15 protein-coding genes are annotated in these 17,189 nt (G+C 63.2%); 6 read left to right on the plus strand and 9 right to left on the minus strand.

The features are described 5' to 3' along the window. Window positions 1-197 precede the first annotated feature (197 nt). Both KIT02_RS00330 and KIT02_RS00335 read left to right on the plus strand, forming a co-directional pair. Window positions 198-2,717: a glycoside hydrolase family 2 protein gene (locus KIT02_RS00330; RefSeq protein ID WP_297580777.1), complete on the plus strand. Its 2,520-nt coding sequence runs from the start codon at window positions 198-200 to the stop codon at window positions 2,715-2,717. Window positions 2,718-3,059: 342 nt separating this feature from the next. Next, window positions 3,060-3,974, plus strand: coding sequence for a DMT family transporter (locus tag KIT02_RS00335; RefSeq protein ID WP_297580779.1), 915 nt, complete (start codon window positions 3,060-3,062; stop codon window positions 3,972-3,974). Between the two features lie 60 nt (window positions 3,975-4,034). On the opposite strand, the gene KIT02_RS00340 is transcribed toward KIT02_RS00335, so the two are convergent. The 3 genes from KIT02_RS00340 to KIT02_RS00350 form a co-directional block, all read right to left on the minus strand. Further along, window positions 4,035-5,327, minus strand: coding sequence for an NAD(P)/FAD-dependent oxidoreductase (locus KIT02_RS00340; RefSeq protein WP_297580781.1), 1,293 nt, complete (start codon window positions 5,325-5,327; stop codon window positions 4,035-4,037). 28 nt (window positions 5,328-5,355) lie between these two features. After that, on the minus strand, window positions 5,356-6,729 hold the full coding sequence (locus KIT02_RS00345; protein ID WP_297580783.1) for an FGGY-family carbohydrate kinase: 1,374 nt from the start codon (window positions 6,727-6,729) through the stop codon (window positions 5,356-5,358). Between the two features lie 69 nt (window positions 6,730-6,798). Beyond that, the gene (locus KIT02_RS00350; RefSeq protein ID WP_297580785.1) at window positions 6,799-7,248 is read right to left on the minus strand and encodes a universal stress protein; all 450 of its coding nucleotides are present in this window, start codon (window positions 7,246-7,248) and stop codon (window positions 6,799-6,801) included. Between the two features lie 159 nt (window positions 7,249-7,407). On the opposite strand from KIT02_RS00350, the gene dusA reads away from it, so the two are divergent. Then, window positions 7,408-8,457, plus strand: a complete 1,050-nt coding sequence (dusA, locus tag KIT02_RS00355) for a tRNA dihydrouridine(20/20a) synthase DusA (protein ID WP_297580788.1) — start codon at window positions 7,408-7,410, stop codon at window positions 8,455-8,457. 56 nt (window positions 8,458-8,513) lie between these two features. On the opposite strand, the gene KIT02_RS00360 is transcribed toward dusA, so the two are convergent. After that, window positions 8,514-9,200 carry a TIGR02281 family clan AA aspartic protease gene (locus KIT02_RS00360; protein ID WP_297580790.1) on the minus strand — a complete coding sequence of 229 codons (687 nt, stop codon included), beginning with the start codon at window positions 9,198-9,200 and terminating at the stop codon, window positions 8,514-8,516. Between the two features lie 166 nt (window positions 9,201-9,366). On the opposite strand from KIT02_RS00360, the gene KIT02_RS00365 reads away from it, so the two are divergent. After that, entirely contained in the window at window positions 9,367-10,392 is a 1,026-nt protein-coding gene (locus KIT02_RS00365; protein ID WP_297580792.1) for a nicotinate-nucleotide--dimethylbenzimidazole phosphoribosyltransferase, read from the plus strand. Here KIT02_RS00365 and KIT02_RS00370 read toward each other — a convergent pair. Both KIT02_RS00370 and KIT02_RS00375 read right to left on the minus strand, forming a co-directional pair. Then, window positions 10,370-11,446, minus strand: coding sequence for an HD domain-containing phosphohydrolase (locus KIT02_RS00370; protein WP_297580794.1), 1,077 nt, complete (start codon window positions 11,444-11,446; stop codon window positions 10,370-10,372). The two genes, KIT02_RS00365 and KIT02_RS00370, sit on opposite strands and share 23 nt — an antisense overlap. 66 nt (window positions 11,447-11,512) lie before the next feature. Further along, window positions 11,513-13,036, minus strand: coding sequence for a HAMP domain-containing sensor histidine kinase (locus KIT02_RS00375; protein ID WP_297580796.1), 1,524 nt, complete (start codon window positions 13,034-13,036; stop codon window positions 11,513-11,515). A gap of 285 nt (window positions 13,037-13,321) precedes the next feature. Here KIT02_RS00375 and KIT02_RS00380 point away from each other — a divergent pair, with 285 nt between their 5' ends. Both KIT02_RS00380 and KIT02_RS00385 read left to right on the plus strand, forming a co-directional pair. Continuing rightward, window positions 13,322-13,807 (plus strand): Lrp/AsnC family transcriptional regulator, encoded by a 486-nt coding sequence (locus KIT02_RS00380; protein WP_297580798.1) that lies wholly within the window; start codon window positions 13,322-13,324, stop codon window positions 13,805-13,807. Window positions 13,808-13,810: 3 nt separating this feature from the next. Continuing rightward, window positions 13,811-14,212, plus strand: a complete 402-nt coding sequence (locus tag KIT02_RS00385; protein ID WP_297580800.1) for a VOC family protein — start codon at window positions 13,811-13,813, stop codon at window positions 14,210-14,212. A gap of 191 nt (window positions 14,213-14,403) precedes the next feature. Here KIT02_RS00385 and KIT02_RS00390 read toward each other — a convergent pair whose 3' ends face one another. From KIT02_RS00390 to KIT02_RS00400, 3 genes are all read right to left on the minus strand, one after another. Continuing rightward, window positions 14,404-15,300: an aminoglycoside phosphotransferase family protein gene (locus KIT02_RS00390; protein WP_297580802.1), complete on the minus strand. Its 897-nt coding sequence runs from the start codon at window positions 15,298-15,300 to the stop codon at window positions 14,404-14,406. Continuing rightward, the gene (moaA, locus tag KIT02_RS00395) at window positions 15,293-16,306 is read right to left on the minus strand and encodes a GTP 3',8-cyclase MoaA (protein WP_297580804.1); all 1,014 of its coding nucleotides are present in this window, start codon (window positions 16,304-16,306) and stop codon (window positions 15,293-15,295) included. Before moaA ends, KIT02_RS00390 begins: the two co-directional genes overlap by 8 nt. Window positions 16,307-16,394: 88 nt before the next feature. After that, the gene (locus KIT02_RS00400; protein ID WP_297580806.1) at window positions 16,395-16,982 is read right to left on the minus strand and encodes a L,D-transpeptidase; all 588 of its coding nucleotides are present in this window, start codon (window positions 16,980-16,982) and stop codon (window positions 16,395-16,397) included. Between the last annotated feature and the right edge of the window lie 207 nt (window positions 16,983-17,189).

Below are 17,189 nucleotides of genomic sequence, written 5' to 3' on the forward strand. Positions count from 1 at the left end.
GGGGAAAAGTCCTAATACAACGGTAAAATAACGTCACAACTGCCTGAAATAGGGCGCTTATTGGCGCTTTGCCGACAATCCGAACGAATTTGTCAGGGGCATTGGAACTTGGCTGTCTTCACGCTAGAAGGAGCCATCGAAATCGATTGCATTTTTGTGTCCGGTGGCTGAACGGCCGGCGGGCAGGGAGCCCGTCAATGACCATTGCCAATACCAGCAACGCCTTTTCCCTGGCGGGCACCTATGCCCTGACTGCGCCCACGCGGGGCACCTCCACGCAGATTACACTGCCCGGCGATGTGCATGGGGCGCTGCTGGACGCCGGTGTGATCCCCGATCCCTACTTCGCCGAGAACGAAAAGAAGGTGATGTGGGTCAATGAAACCGCCTGGACCATGGAGCGCAGCTTCGAGGCGAGCCGGGACGATGTCGCGGGCTATCTGACGCTGACCCTGGCTGAGGTGGATTGCATTGCCACCATTTTTCTCAATGGGGATGTGGTCGCCCGGGTCGACAACAGTTTCGTGCGCCACGATATCGATGTCACCGGCAAGGTGCATGAGGGCACCAACAGCCTGCGCATCGAATTCGACATCGCGCCTGATGTCGCCAAGGCCCGCGCCGACGCGCACCCGTTCCCGATCCCCTTCACCAAGAACTATCAGACCAATGGTCTTAGGGGCATCCACATGAATTTCATCCGCAAGGCCGCGTGCCATGCCGGATGGGACTGGGGCATCTGCACCATGCCGATCGGCGTTTATGGCACGATGAGCCTGCGCCGCAGCCGGCTGGCGCGCCAGGAAAGCGTGCAGGTCGAGCAGGCGCATGGGGAAAAGTCGGTCGAGCTGTCGATCCGCACGCGCGTCTTCGCCTTTGCCGAGGGCGAGGTGGAAATCGAGCACCGGATCGCCGACCAGGTGATCACCGACAAGGTGCGTGTCGTCGCAGGTGAAAACCTTCTGACCCACAATGTGACCATCCGCGACCCGAAAATCTGGTGGCCGACCGGGCAGGGGGAACAGCCGCTCTATGAGCTCGTCACCAATCTCGAAGGGGAGATCACCAGCCGCAAGATCGGCCTGCGCAAGCTGGAATGGATCGTCGAGAAGGACGAGATCGACCACAGCTTCAAGTGCCGCATCAATGGCCGCGACATCACCATGATGGGCGCCAACTGGATCCCGGCAGACGCCATTCCCTCGCGCGTCACGCCTGCGGTCATTCGCGACCTGCTGGACAGCGCCAAGGCCGCCAATATGAACATGCTGCGCATCTGGGGCGGCGGCCAGTACGAGCCCGACTACTTCTACGAGATGTGTGACGAGCTCGGCATTCTCATCTGGCACGATTTCATGTTCGCCTGCATGAGCTACCCCTCCGACCGAAAATTCCTCGACAATGTGCGCACCGAAATCACCCAGCAGGTGCGCCGCCTCAGCCACCACGCCTCGATCGCCATCTGGTGCGGCGACAACGAGGTGATCGGCTCGCTATCCTGGTATCCCGAGACCAAGGCCGATCCGGGCCGCTACCTCGCCAACTATGACCGCCTCAACTCCATGCTGGGCAATATCGTCGAGGACGAAGACCCGGCGCGCCGCTTCTGGCCGTCGTCACCCTCGCTCGGCTATCTCGACTTTTCCGACGGCTGGCATTCCGACACGCGCGGCGACCTGCACTATTGGGATGTCTGGCATTCGGCCAAGAGCTTTGAGGCTTATCGAACCGTCAATCCGCGCTTCGCCTCCGAATTCGGCTTCCAGTCCTTCACCTCGATGAATGTCATCGAGACCTTTGCCGAACCCAAGGACCGCAACCCGTCTTCGCCGGTGATGGAGAACCACCAGCGCAATGATGGCGGCAATGCGCGTATTCTCGAAACCATGACGCGCTATTTCCGCTTCCCGCGCGATTTCGAACAGATGGTGTTCCTCTCCCAGATCCAGCAGGGCCTGGCGATCAAGACCGCCATCGAATACTGGCGCTCCACCAAGCCGCGTTGCATGGGCACGCTCTATTGGCAGATCAACGACATTTGGCCGGTGGCGAGCTGGTCGAGCCTGGACTATGGCGGGCAGTGGAAGCTGATGCACTACATGGCCAAGCGCTTCTTCCTGCCGGTCAACGTCGTTGCCGTGCCGCAGGTGCGCGAAGTCCAGACCAATTCGCGCGGCATTCCGGTGGCCGGGCAGATGCCCGACGAAATCGTGCTCAAGGCCATCAACGACACCGGCGCGCCGGTTGCCGTGGCGCTGGAGGTCAGGGCGGTCAAGGTTGGCGGTGGCGACAGGATCGTGTTTTCGGGCAATACCGCGGTCGGCCCCGACGCGGCAATTGCCGCCGCGACCGTGGATATGCAGGACCTTGCGGGTGACGAGTTCCTCTATTTCACCTGGCGGGATGCTCATGGCCAGGTGCTCGGCGCCAATGACTATTTCCCCAAGGCCTACAAGGCCTATGACCTGGTTCCGGCGACGATTGCGTCAAGCTGGTCGGATCGGAACGGGCTGGCGGTGCTGACGCTTGAGAGCGACAAGCCGGCGATCTTTGCCACGGCCAGCGTCGATGTGCCGGGCTATTTCTCCGACAATGCCGTAACCCTATTGCCCGGGCGTCCGGCTGAACTGGTGTTTCACCCGCGTCATGGGGCCAGCGTGACGTCGGCCGATCTTGCCGGGTCACTGCGGGTTCAGCACCTAGCCGAGACGTTTTAGGGCATTTCACCCTCAAACTGAACCATCGCCTCCATCGCCCCCTCTCCCCTCAGGGGAGAGGGATGGGGTGAGGGGTGAAGGCCTCTCGGCAAGAACGCGAGTGTGAACCCCTCATCCGGCGCTTCGCGCCACCCCGGATCAAGTCCGGGGCAGGCTCTTCTCCCCTCAGGGGAGAAGGGAAAGGCTCCGTCGATTCAGTCCAATAGCGAAGTGGTCTAAGAGCAAACTGCGACCTCCTGCCCGTTCTCGGGCAGGGGATAACTTCCATACCAGGCCGGTTGACTTGCCCGCCATGCTCCGGCATCGGTGGGCCAGCCGCGTTCCTGCGGCCCGGAATCCCCCATGCCTGCCGTATCCCCGATCGAAAGCCGCGCCAATCTCGGCATCATGCTGGTGCTGGCCTCGCAACTGGTGCTGCTGATCCTCGACATTTCGGCCAAATGGCTCTCCGTCGAAGGCCTGCCGACCGGCGAGATCGTGTTCATGCGCTATGGCATGCACCTCATCCTGCTCCTGCTGTTGTTTCTGCCGGTCAGCGGCTCCCGGCTGTTCGTCAGTAATAACTGGAAGCTGGAAATCCTGCGCGGCGCCTGCCTGCTGGTGACGACGGGGCTGAATTTTCTCGCCATGCGCTATCTGCCGCTGACGGTCACCAGCGCCATCCAGTTCACCTCGCCCCTGATGATCTGCGCCATGTCCGGTCCGCTGCTCGGCGAGCAGGTCGGCTGGCGCCGTTGGCTGGCGATCGGGGTTGGATTCCTGGGTATCCTGGTGATCGTGCGCCCGGGCACCGAGGCCTTCCAGCCCGCGGCACTGCTGAGCCTGGGCTGTGCGTTTTTCCTGGCGCTGTTCTCGATCCTGACGCGCAAGCTGGCCGGCGTCGACACTGCCCAGACCCAGCAATTCTATGCCGGGGCGACGCCGGTCATTCTGCTGCTGCCGATCGCCTTTACCGACTGGACCTGGCCGAGCCAGCCGGTTTCCTGGGTCGCCTTTTTCATCATGGGTGCGGCCGGGCTTGGCGGACACTTCCTCAATTCGGTCGCGCACCGCTTTGCCAGCCCGGCGACGCTGGCGCCGTTCAGCTATCTCAGCTTGATCTACCTCTCGCTGGCCAGCTGGCTGATCTTCAACCAACCGCCGGACCAGTGGTTCATTCTGGGCGTGACGATCATCGTGCTCAGCGGCCTCTACATCTGGCTGCGCGAGCGCCGGCTGTCCAAGGTCGGCACCGCTGTGGAAGTCAACGATCGTTAGAGCGTTCTCAAGAAAAGTGGACACCACTTTTCTGGTTCGAGAACGCGACCACTCGGAGCCCTAATCGGCATCGATCTCCTCGAGCGGCTTGCGCTCCGGCGCCTGGCCGTGGGTGATCAGCCGGGCGCTGCGATTGCCGGTGAGATAGATCCAGAGCCAGCTCATGGCGATGATGATGCGCGTGCGGGTTTCGACCAGAAAGTAGATATGGGCGATCCCCCATATCCACCAGGCAAACCAGCCCTTGAGCTTGGCCCAGCCGAAGTCGATGACCGCCGAACTCTTGCCGATGGTGGCGAGGTCCCCGGCATGGGCGTAGCGGAACGGCTCAGTTGCTGTGTCTCCGGCCAGGCGTCGCCGGATGAGCCTGGCCACATGCTTGCCTTCCTGCTTGGCCGCCGGGGCAACGCCGGGCACCGGCTTGCCATCCGCCCGCGTGATGCTGGCCACGTCGCCGATGACATAGATGTCCGGATGGCCGGGCACGCTGAGATCGGGTTCGACCTTTACCCGGCCGGCTTTGTCGCCCTCGATCCGGAGCCATTGCGCCACGGGTGACGCGGCAACGCCGGCGGCCCAGATGATGGTGCGGGTCATCAGGCGTTTGTCGCCATAGCTGACCCCGTCCGCATCGATTTTCGATACCGGTTTCCCGAGTTCCACTTCCACGCCCATGCGGTGCAGGGCATCAAGCGTGTAGCGCGACAGGTCCGGATCGAAATTGAGCAGCACCCGGTCGGCGCCCTCGATGAGCACGACCCTCAAATCGTCGGGCGAAAGGGTGTTGAACTGTCCGCGGATGCTGGCGCGCCCCAATTCGACTATGGCGCCGGCCAGTTCCACCCCCGTCGGCCCGGCGCCGATGATGGCAAAGGTCAACAGCGCCCGGCGCTGCTCCGGATCAGTTTCGCGCTCCGCCGCTTCAAGGGCGAGCAGCAGCTTGCGGCGGATGGCTGTGGCGTCTTCGACAGTCTTGAGGCCCGGCGCGTGCTGCTCCCATTCATCATGGCCGAAATAGGCATGTTGCGCGCCGGTCGCCAACACCAGGACATCATACGGCTCCTGCGTGCCGTCTTCGAGCAGCACCGCCCGTTTGTCCGTATTCACGCCAGTGACCGTGGCCATCAGGACGCGGGTGTTCTTCTGGTTGCGCAGCAGGTGGCGGATCGGCCAGGCCACTTCCGAGGGACTGAGGGCGGCGGTGGCGACCTGGTAGAGGAGGGGTTGAAACAGGTGATGATTACGCCGGTCGATCAGGACGATCTCGGCGTCCGCGCCCTTGAGGGCCTTTGCGGTGGCCAGGCCCCCAAAACCGCCTCCGACAATGACGATGCGGGGTTTTGGACTGGTCATGGTCTGCTCCCTGGCCCGGGGTTGCGGCCTAGCTGGCGACCTGCCCCTGCCAGCTTTGGATATAGGCCTCCAAGCCCGCTGCGTGCAGGGGCGACAGCGCATTGCTGCTGCCCGTCTGGGGCAGGGTGCCTCCGAACAACAGGCTCGCGCCCAGGCTGGTTCCGGTCGCATCACCCGAAAGGAAAACCGGCACGCCGGCAAGTTTTGCCAGAGCCTCTCCGAACAGGCGGTTGCGGGCCAATGGACCCTCGATGGTGATGGAACGGCCGAGCCCACAGAGATCAAGGCAGGTGCGCGCCATGAGGGCGAGGTAGAGCGAGGCCGCCGCAGTGCGCTGCCCCGGTGTCAGGCCATCCGGGTCATGGCTCCAGGCGCCGTCATGCCCCGGGAAAGGCCCCACGCCGGGCGTGAAACTGGGCAGAGCCATGATCCGGTTGGTAACGACATGGGCGATGTCGTCTTCGCTGGGTTCGACGATTTCGGGCACCAGGCCGTCGAACTCCCGGCCACCCATGAAGCGGGCGGTGGGCACGGCCCGGCCGAATGCATCGACATTGGCCAGGCTGTCCCGCCTGGCATCGAGGGCGCCCGTATCGCCACCCACGGTCATCAGAATGGTCCAGGTGCCGGTGGACACGATGGTGAATGGCGGCTCGTGCGCGCCAAGATGTGGAACCAGGGACGCATTGGAATCGTGAATGCCGCAGGCGACGGGAACCGGGCCGGGCAGGCCGATACGTTCGACAAGGTCCGCCCGCAGGGGGCCGAGTGCCGAGGCCGCTGGGCGCACCGGCGGGAACAGGTGCGCCCAGTCCATGGTGGTGATGAGGCTGGAAAATGTTCCCTGCGCCGGGGCCCACAGGTCCGTATGGCAGCCAAGGGAGGTAACCTCGCTGGCGAGGACACCGGTCAAGCGCCAGGCCCAGTACTGCGGATAGGTCAGGATTGCCGTGACTTGAGCAAACCTGTCGGGCCAGGTCTGCGCCTGCCAGAAAATCTGCGCGCCCAGATTGAGCCCGACGGGCAGGGCGGGCGACAGGCTTTCCGAGAATGGCGGGCGCCGCGCATCGTAGTCGGCGCGCGAGGCATCGGGGCCGGACCACTCGTAGTCGAGGACAGGCAAAGCGAGGCCATCCCCGGCAACAAGGGCAGCGCAGGCCCCGTGCGTGGTGATCGAGATGCCGTCCACGCCGTTTTCGGCCTGCAGCGCCGCCAGGCTCTCGAGCACGAAATCCCAGAGCCCTTCGACGTCCATGTGCGGATAAAGATCGTCCGTCAGCACCGTGTTCGGGCGGCTGCGGGCGCCCAGTTGTGTGCCGCTGGAGCCCTCGATCAACACGACCTTGGCATTGGTCTTGCCGATATCGATGACGGCGATGTGGCGAGGATTGAGCTGGGTCATGTCTTGCAGGTCCGTTGCACCTGCGACTTAACCCAAAATGCGCCGTCTCGCCACCGCTAACATGTTAGCCTATTTGACGATGAGCACCGGAATGTCGGAATGGGCGAGCACTTCTGCCGCCTGGCTGCCCAGCAACAGGCGCCCCAGGCCACGCCGGCCGTGCGATCCCATGACGATCAGGTCGCCCTGATGTTCCTTGGCCGCATGCAGGATGCCTTCGGCGGCGGGGCTATTGGCCACATGCACGCCTTCACATCTCCAGCCGCCGGCTTCGACCTGCCTGGTCGCCTCCCGAAGAGTGCCCTCGGCCGACTGCGCCTTGGCCTTTTCGAGCTCTTCGATGACCGATCCGGTGTCGACCATCATGATTTCGGCGCCCGGGGCGACGATGATCGAGGGGTCCGTGACGGTGACCAGTGTCAGTTTGGCGCTGAGCCTTTTGGCCAGGTCGATCGCATGATCGAGCGCCTTGCTGCTGAGCTCCGATCCGTCGACGGCACAGAAAATCCTGGAATACATGGCGAACTCCTTTGACGCTGATTGTTCCCACTCTCGATCAACGTTCGAGACCTGGCATTGATCCAGATCACCCCGATTTCGATCCATGTTTCGCGCACAGGCCCGCTATTCCCGCGAGTTTGAATGACATTTCTGATCCTGGGCTGTATGACGGCGCCGATGAGTACACACACCGATTTCCAACGCGGCCCCCTGGGCGCGGACGGGAGCGCCCCATCGCTCCGCCAGTCCCGGCGCTTTTCCGTGGCGCCGATGATGGACTGGACGGATAGGCATTGCCGCTACCTGCACCGGCTGCTGACCCGGCATGGCCTGCTGTTCACCGAAATGGTCAATAGCGGCGCCGTGGTGCATGGGGATGCGGAGCGGCACCTGCGCTTCGATGACGTCGAACACCCGGTGGCTCTGCAATTGGGCGGGTCCGACCCGCGCGAACTGGCCGAGGCCAGCCGCATCGCCACGACCTTTGGCTACGATGAAATCAACCTCAATGTCGGCTGTCCGTCCGACCGCGTCCAGTCGGGCCGTTTCGGCGCCTGCCTCATGGCCGAGCCAGAGCTGGTGGCCGACTGTGTGCGGGCCATGCGCGATGCCACGGACCGGCCGGTGACCGTAAAGTGCCGGATCGGGATCGACGATCAGGATACCGAGGAAAGCCTCGACCGCTTTGCCGACGCGATGGTCGCGGCGGGTGTCGATGCGCTTTATGTCCATGCACGCAAGGCCTGGCTCAAAGGGCTCAGCCCGAAGGAAAACCGGACGATCCCGCCTCTGGACTATCCGCGTGTCTATCGGCTGCGCCAGCGGCTCGCGCCACTGCCGGTGATGATCAACGGCGGCATCGAGACGCTGGAACAGGTGGCGGCTCACCTGCCGCTGACCGACGGCGTCATGCTCGGCCGCGCCGCCTATCACAACCCGATGCTGCTGGCCGATATCGACCGGCTGGTCTTTGGTGTCGAGCGGGATAGTCCGGGGCTGGAAGCACTGATTGCCGCCATGGCCGACTATGCCGAGGGTCAGTTGGCAGAGGGCCAGCGTCTCAATGGCATTGCCCGGCACATGCTGGGGCTGGCCAATGGCCGGCCGGGTGCCCGCCAGTTCCGCCAGGTCATGAGCGTCGATGCCTGCCGCAAGGGCGCCGGCCCGGAGGTTTTCCTGCGCGCATTGGCAGCAGTGGACCTCAGCGATCTGGCCCGTGCCGGTTAGAGCGTTTTCAAGAAAAGTGGACACCACTTTTCTGGTTCGAAAACGCGACCAATGTCCTAGTCGGTCAATTCGAGGGCGTTCTGCGTGACCGAATAGCGGCTGAGGGTTTCAAGAAAGGTCATGCCGAGAAGGCTTGTGTCCAGGGCCCCCGCCTCGGTAACGAAAGCGGTGACGTTGCGGCGCACAATGCCGCCGACCTCGATCTGGTCCAGCCGGGTTCGCGCGGCCATGCCTTGCCCATTGGCGGTGGAGACGGGCACCACATACCGTAGATTGGCCGTATCGATGCCGGCTGCGCGGGCATCGGCAATGGTCAGAACCACGGCGCTGGCGCCCGTGTCGAAGACCATCGGCGTGACATGGCCGTTGATATTGGCATTGACCTCGAAATGACCGCCGCGCCCCCGCCGGAAGGTTGCCGTGCCGGCTTCTGCATCGACCAGGGCCACGCCCGGCTGGATTTCGCCGGCGACGCGATTGAATACCCCCATCAGTTCGTCGCGATAAGCATAGCCGACCATGACCACGGCAAACAGGCCAACCCAGAGCACGACGCCTCCGACCAGCTCCCGCGCCCGATGGCGCCGGGCGAACATGCCCCCGGCAAAGATGATCAGCAGGATGACCAGAGGCACCAGTTGCGCCGTTTGCATCTGGCTGAGGCCAGCCAGGCTACCGGCATCCGCCCCGATGATGAGGACGATGCCCAAGGCGACGAGAATGGCGAGGCCGACAAAGAACATGAATTTTCCAGGCTGCGCGGATGTAGTCCAATACCGATTAAGGAGATCGCTGCGCTGATTTCAAGGCAGAAGGGCAGACCGTTTCACCAGCTTGGTCCTTTGCTCGATTGCCATTTGGCTCGATCTGGGCAACAAGGCCGCCAATCTCAAGCCTCAGGTTCCGCCCATGTCCGCCGAAAATTCCGTCTTCTCCGACATAGTCGAGCTGCTCATTGCCGTGCCCGATGGCGATGACGGCGCGGTAGCCGCTATTCGTGAGCGCGAGGCAGGCCTGAGCAAGCCTGTCGGGTCGCTGGGGCAACTGGAAGGGCTGGTCGAGTTTCTGGCCCGCTGGCAGCATCGGAGCAAGCCCAGGCTCGACAATCCGATGGTGACAATCTTTGCGGCCAGCCACGGCGTGGCGGCAGAGGGCGTTTCGGCCTGGCCGGCCCGCGCCATGCCGCAGATGGTGGCCAACATGACCAATGGCGGGTCCGCCATTTCGCAGATCTGCGCGCTGCACGAACTCAACCTGCGGGTGTTCGAACTGGCGCTGGAACTGCCCACCGGCGACATCACCCGCGAAGCCGCGCTTGACGAGCAGATGTGCGCCGCCACCATCGCCTACGGGATGGAAGCGGTGGCCGGGCGCCCGGACCTGGTTTGCCTTGGCGAGATCGGTATCGGCAATACGGCCTCGGCAGCTGCGATCTTTGCGGCGCTTTACGGCGGCAGCGGCGCGGAGTGGGCCGGGCGCGATGCGGGCCTTGATGATGCGGGATTGGCCCGCAAGATTGCCGCTGTCGACGCCGCGCTGGCGCTTCACCGCCCCCAGATCGATGGTCCGCTTTCCATCCTGTCCCGCCTAGGCGGCCGCGAAATCGCCGCTTCGCTTGGCGCGATCATCGCCGCCCGCCACCAGAAGACCCCGGTCATCATCGATGGTTATGTGGCAACGGCCGCGGCAGCCATCGCTCACGCCATCAACCCTGCGGCCATCAACCATTGCCTGTTTGCCCATGTTGCGGCCGACAAGGGCCATGCTTCTGCCCTGGCGCGCATGGGCCAGACCGGCCTGCTGGATCTGGGAATCGGGCTCGGCGAAGGCACCGGCGCTGCTCTCGCGGCCGTGCTGGCCAAGACCGCGCTCCACGTCCACAACGCCATGGCGACGCTTGAGACTGCCGGGATCAGCCGGCCTGACGGTGGTTGACTGAATCGGGCACCATGATGCGTCCGAACTCGCGCACCAGCGCCAGTTCCAGCTTGCCCGCTTCCGCCATGGCGGTCAGCACCGACAGGGCCTCGAGCGGCGTCTTCGGCGGCTTATAGGCCCGCCGCTCCACCAGGGCCGCATAGACATCGGCGATGGTGACAATGCGGGTGAGGTCGTCGATCTGCGAGCCGGAGAGGCCGTCGGGATAGCCGCTGCCATCGAGAAATTCGTGATGCGAGCGCACGCTGCGCAGCGTGTCGGGCGCGATTCTGCTGCGCCGCACGAGGTAGTCGTAACCGGCGACCGGGTGCTGGCGCATGATCTGCATCTCCTCGGTGGAGAGCGCGCCCGGCTTGTCGAGAATGTCGAGCGGAATAGCCGCCTTGCCGATATCGTGCAGCAGGCCGGCGGCCGTGATCGTGACCACGTCACTGCGCCGCATCCCGGACTTGCGGGCAAAGGCCGACGCTGTCGCCGTCACCAGCATGCAGTGCTGGAACGTGCCGACATGGTGGCCGCGAACCGCGTTCATCCATTCCTGGATGCCAGCCTGGTCGATGGCATCGGCGATGATGCCGCTGGTATTGGTCATGCCATTGGTGTCGAACACCTGGTCTTCCACCAGGCTGCGGAAACTGTCGTCGAGGGCTTCGACGCCCATATCGATCGAGTGCTTGACCGTATCGCCTGCAGTGACGCTGAAATGGGCTTCGATAGCCCGGAAAATGGCGTCGGGCCGGCTGCGGGACGACATGATGGCGTCGGCGCCGAGCTGCCGTGCATTCGCGGCCACGACGCCGGTTTCGGTGTCGGCCAGAAAGATGCGGCAGCCGAGGCCGCGGCGCTGCAGCAGTGTCTTGAGATGGCGCATGGTGGAGGCGCTGCGCAGATCGACGTCGAAGACGATGTTGGGATCCTGCGCCAGGTCCGCGTCGGTGAGCGTGCGCACCCCCGTCGGCTCGGTCATGAGCTGGCGGGCAAAGGTCTTGTACTCGAGAGAATTGGGTGTTTCCGTGACGTAGAGAAGACCCCGACGATAATTGTCCCGCACTATAGTCCCCCCAAGTGAAACTACTATTGGGGTGTCAACTTGCCAGAGTGTTAATCGTTCACTCGGTTAGCCAGCTTCGGAATAAATTTCCAGCCGGCTGCGGCGTTCGACGACTGGTGCCAGGGCATCCATGACCCGGGCGCGCGGGAAGGTCGCGATCACTTCTGTGCCGAAACGCAGTTTGGAGAACAGGTCGAACCGGCCCTGATGCAGGTCCATGATCTTCTGCACGATCGGCAGACCCAGCCCGGCGCCCTGCTCGGCGGTCTTCTGGGCCAGGGAGCCCTGGCCGAACGAGGACAGTACGGTCTCGATTTCGTTTTCGGGAATGCCCGGACCATTGTCCTTGACCGAAATCATCTGCCCGCCATCGCCGCTGCGTTGCACGACCAGCGTGACGCGACCCTGTTGGGGTGTGAACTTAATGGCATTGGACAAGAGATTGAGCACGATCTGGCGGATGGCGCGCTCGTCGCCCCATAGACGCGGGAGATTGTCGCCATAGCTGAAGATCAGCTCGATGCCCTTGGACTTGGCGCGCAGCTCCATCATCCGGCGGCAGTCTTCGGCGATATCGATCAGCGACACCACCTCTTCGTTCAACTCGTACTTGCCGGCCTCAATGCGGCTGAGGTCGAGCAGTTCGTTGATCAGGTTGAGCAGGTGCTGGCCGCTGGCATGGATATCGCCGGCATATTCCTTGTACTGGGGCACATTATGCGAGCCCAGGAGCTCGGCCTTGAGCACTTCGGAAAAGCCGATGATGGCATTGAGCGGCGTGCGCAGTTCATGGCTCATCGTCGCCAGGAACTGGCTCTTGGCGATATTGGCCTGCTCGGCATGGCGCCTGGCCTCGTCCGACATGATCCTTGCCTCTTCAAGCTCGGCAATCAGTCGGTCCTTTTCGGCCTGGTGGTCGACGGTTTCGAGTTCGGAGCCATGAAGCTGGCGCGCCAGATAGACAAAGAAGATTTCGGCACAGATCACCACCGCAGCAAGCACATAGGTCAGCGTTCCGCCCAGGGCCAGCAGGGTGAGGGAGACGGTGACGGTCACCGGCAGGGTGCTCATCAGGGTCGCCGGGGGCAGGGTATGGGTGGCCACCGCATTGGCGGCAATGCTGACCAGCACCATCGCAAAGATGACCGGAGCCAGGTCGGGGGAGTCTCCGACAAGGGTAAAGAGCGCCAGAAGCGACAGCGAGAAGCCCACGGTCGTTTCCCCGGCGACAAAAGCGGTGGTCCAGCGGGCGGCATTGAACTTGGCCGGATCGCTATGCTTGAAGCGCCGTGCCAGCATGGCGACGACGAGAAGACCGGCAATGACGAGGCCCGCCCAGAAGGCGGCGATGGGGCCCGGAACCCAGAAGCTCGCCATGAAGGCCATCAGGCCCACGACCGCGGCCATCGGCAGGGCTGTGGCCACGCGCGAGCTTGCATAGTCCTGGATGAGTTCGAAGTCGTAATCCGCCCGCGTGCCCGAGCTGGACGTCAGGCGCTGACGCGCATCCGAAACGGCGCTCGCGGTGCGCCTGGGGTCGCGACCCAGCGCATTGCGAACATTGTCGGCAATGTCCGTTCTCGGCGGCATTTACACGTACTCGTACTCGAAAGCGCAAAGGTAGAACGCAAGCGCTGCTATTCCGCTCGACACTAGAGATGGCGTGGTTAATAGCGCGTGAAACTGGACCGGGGTGGCTAGGGCCTCTGCGGATGTGTCCCCGGTTCACCTTGTGTTATGGTTAACAAGGCGTTAGCGAATAGCGCCAAACCGTCGGCGCAATTTTATTGCGCGAGCTTGGGCAATGTGGCACTCATTGCGGGCCGCGGGGGCGGCTTTTCTGTTCTTTGAGCAATCTCATTCCAGGAGCATGTTGTGGCACTCGACAAGATCGACCGGAAAATCCTGACCATTCTGCAAAAGGATGCGACCATGCCGGTGGCCGAGATCGGCCGCAAAGTGGGGCTCAGCACCACGCCCTGCTGGCGTCGTATCCAGAAGATGGAAGAGGACGGGGTCATCCAGCGCCGCGTAGCGGTGCTCGACCCGGCAAAGGTCAATGTCGGGGTGACCGTGTTCGTGTCGGTCAAGACCAACGAGCACAATGACGCCTGGATGCGCAAGTTCGCCGGCGTCATCGAGGAGTTCCCCGAGGTGGTGGAATTCTACCGCATGAGCGGCGACGTGGATTACCTGATGCGCGTCGTGGTGCCCGATATCGGCGCCTATGACTCCTTCTACAAACGGCTGATCGCGCGGATCAACCTGACCGATGTGAGTTCGGCCTTTGCCATGGGCCAGATCAAGTACACCACGGCCCTGCCTCTCGATTTCGCGCTGGTCGTGGACGACGACAAGTAGATCATGCTGATCGGCTTTGAACATGTCGGCATGACCGTCTCGGACATGGACCGGGCAATCGACTTCTATTGTGGCCTTCTCGGGCTGACCCTGCGCTATCGGAAGCGCAATGCCGGTGGCGAAGTCGCCTTTGTCGATGCGGGCGGCGGTATGCTGGAAATGGTGGCACCCGACAATGAAGTCGGCCGTTTCCGCGACGTCCCCACGTCCGAGGCCGGCCTGCGGCATGTGACGCTGGCCTATGACAATGTGGACGAGATGATCGCCCTGCTTCAGGCAAAGGGCGTGGAAATCGCCGAGCGCCCCAGGGACGCCCATAACAAAGCGATGATCAGCCGCGTGGCCTTTGTCCGCGACCCCGACGGGGTGCTCGTCGAGCTCATCGAGCGGGCTGCGGACCGTTAGCGAGTTTCGCCTGTGAACTGAATTGTCGCCCCTATCGCCCCCTCGCCCCTAAGGGGAGAGGGTTGGGGTGAGGGGTGAAAACCTCTCGGCTTGATCACAAGTCTGAACCCCTCATCCGGCGCTTCGCGCCACCTTCTCCCCTCAGGGGAGAAGGGAAGAATTCCGCCGATTTACGCCAATCGTGATGATATCTAGACCCCAAGCTGGCGCCCGAGCTCCCGGCAGCGCTGAAAAGCCCAGTCTGCGGTACGATTGTCGCCAGCCTGGAGGGCCTCCGAAAGCGTTTCGAGACCGATGCGCAACTGGTAGCCCAGAAGTTTATCCGCTTCGGCCAACAGGTGCGGCGCTTCCGTTTCAAAATATCGGCATTGCTGCTCCATGCAGTCGAGCCAGTCGCGCCAGAACAGGATGTTGGCCAAGTCGTAGTCCGGGTCGCCCAGCTTGGCTTCGGACCAGTCAATGAGGCCGGTCACCGTACCATCGGCCACCAACACATTGTTGCTGCCGAAGTCACCATGAATGAGCCCGCGCCGATCGGGCAGATCCTCAGACCATCGCGCGAGGCCACTGGCCAAAGTGCCTATTTCGACGGCCTGCGCAGCAGGGGCAAGGCCCGCCCAGTCGACCTGCGATGGGAGGGCGAAAAAATCCCGCCAATGCGCAAGCGGCGCCGCGCCTGAACCATCCATCGATCCGAAGCCGGAGGGGCCGGCAAGCTCGGTCAGGGACAGGCCCTCGAGGACGTCCTGAACGGCCTGCCCATAGGCATAGGCGCCACCCGGCGGCAGCGCCTGCAGCGTATCGCCAGGTAATTTGGCGGAAATGCATAGCCAGTCCCGGCCGCAGGGTGCGATCAGGTGCACCTCAGGTATTGGCAGGCGCTGCGCGAACCGGTTCGCGGCCAACCGGTCCTTGTCGAAGCCGCCCCGCTGCCGGTTGACGCGCAGCACATAGGGCCCGCCCGAGGCCAGGAAGGCGTAGGCCCTCGACTCTTCGCCTTCGACCAGCGGGGAAAGTTCAGAAAAGTCCGGAAATTGCGCCGCCAGGACCTGCCGGATGACGGCAAGGTCCGGGTTCGGCTTAGCCACCGGTGAGGCTCATATGCCGTGCCACGGCCGGCTGGGGATGCGCACGGTCGATGACGAAATCATGTCCCTTGGGCTTGATCAGCATGGCATGGTCGAGCGCGGCATTGAGGCCATCAAAGCCGTCCTGACGATAGGCATCGCGCAGGTTGACCTGATCGTCCTGGCCGAGACAGAGAAACAACTGGCCAGTGGCAGTCAGGCGGACCCGATTGCAGCTTTCGCAGAAATTGTGGCTCATCGGCGTGATGAAACCCAGGGTGCCGCCGGTTTCCGAAACATGCACATAGCGCGCCGGCCCGCCCGTGCGCTGATCGAGCCGGGTGAGCGTGTAGCGCGCCGAAAGCGCCTCGTGCAATTGCCGCAGGGGCAGGTAGGTATCCACCCGGTCGATCCCCACCTCGCCCAGCGGCATGCCTTCGATCAGCGTCAGGCCCATGCCCTTGCCATGGGCCCAGTGCATCATCGGCTCGATCTCGTCGTCGTTGACGCCGCGCATGGCCACCATGTTGATCTTGACGGCGAGATCGGACTGCTGGGCTGCATCGATCCCGGCAAGCACATCGTCGAGACGTCCCCGGCGGGTGATCGTGGCGAAGCGCTGATGGTCGAGCGTATCGAGTGACACGTTGATCCTTCGGATGCCGGCCGCGGCCAGGCCCCGCGCATGGCGCACCAGCTGGCTGCCATTGGTGGTGACGGTCAACTCATCAAGGCCCTTGCCGAGATGGGACCCCAGCCGGTCCACCAGGGTCATGATGTCGCGCCGAACCAGCGGCTCGCCCCCGGTCAGCCTGATCTTGGTGGTGCCCCGGGCAATAAAGGCGCTGGCGAAGGCGTCGATTTCCTCAAAGCTCAGCACGTCCTTGCGGGGCAGGAATGTCATGTCCTCGGACATGCAATAGACGCAGCGGAAGTCGCAGCGATCCGTCACCGAAATGCGCAGGTAGGAAATCCTGCGCCCGAAGGTGTCGACAAGCGGGCCTGGGGAAGTGGCGTTCGTGGTCATGGGCCAAATCTAGTGCTGCCCGACGGCATTGCAAAGCGGCAAACAAAAAGGCCGCCCTCGGGCGGCCTTCAAACAGGTTTTGGCGGTCCTAGTGGCGAACCACGATCTGGGCGCCGACCTGTACGCGATTGTAGAGATCAATGACGTCCTCATTTGTCATGCGGATGCAGCCGGAGGAGACGGCCTGACCAATGGTCCAGGGCTCGGAGGTGCCGTGAACGCGGTAGAGGGTCGACCCGATATAGAGCGCGCGGGCGCCCAGCGGATTGTCCGGGCCACCGGGCATGTAGGCCGGCAGATCGGGGACGCGCTTGCGCATGGCCGGGGGCGGGGTCCAGCCGGGCCACTCGGCCTTGCGGGTGATGCGATTGGTGCCGGACCAGGTGAAGCCGTCACGGCCAACGCCGACGCCGTACTTCATGGCCTTGCCGTCTTCGAGGACCAGGTACAACCGGCGTTCACCAGTCTCGATCACGATCGAGCCGGGGCGCAGCGTGGTTTCGTAATCCACGACCTGTTTCCGGATGGGGCTGCCGCCGCGCGAACTGGTCGCCGACCGCTCTTCGAACTTGTTGGTATCGGGGTTGTACCAGAGCGCGGCACTTGCCGGCCCCGCTACGGCGAGGGACAGCAGAAGCGCCACCGCCATCGATATTGCCACTTTGAAAATATTCATCCGTCCACTGGCCTCTGAATTGGGCGGCTTGACTGATTCGAAGCTGCCTTAATTGACGCTAATTACGGGGATTGCCCGGATTGGAAAAGACGAGGTGCCTTGTTTTGGTCACTTGTGCCCCATCGTTGCCATATTGTGTTGCCGCGCGGTTACAGTTGGCGTTCACGAACTGGTGATCGAACGGTCCCTCGCGCCTTGACATGCGGC

It is taken from the genome of Devosia sp. (genome assembly GCF_025809055.1).
Taxonomy (GTDB): Bacteria; Pseudomonadota; Alphaproteobacteria; order Rhizobiales; family Devosiaceae; genus Devosia.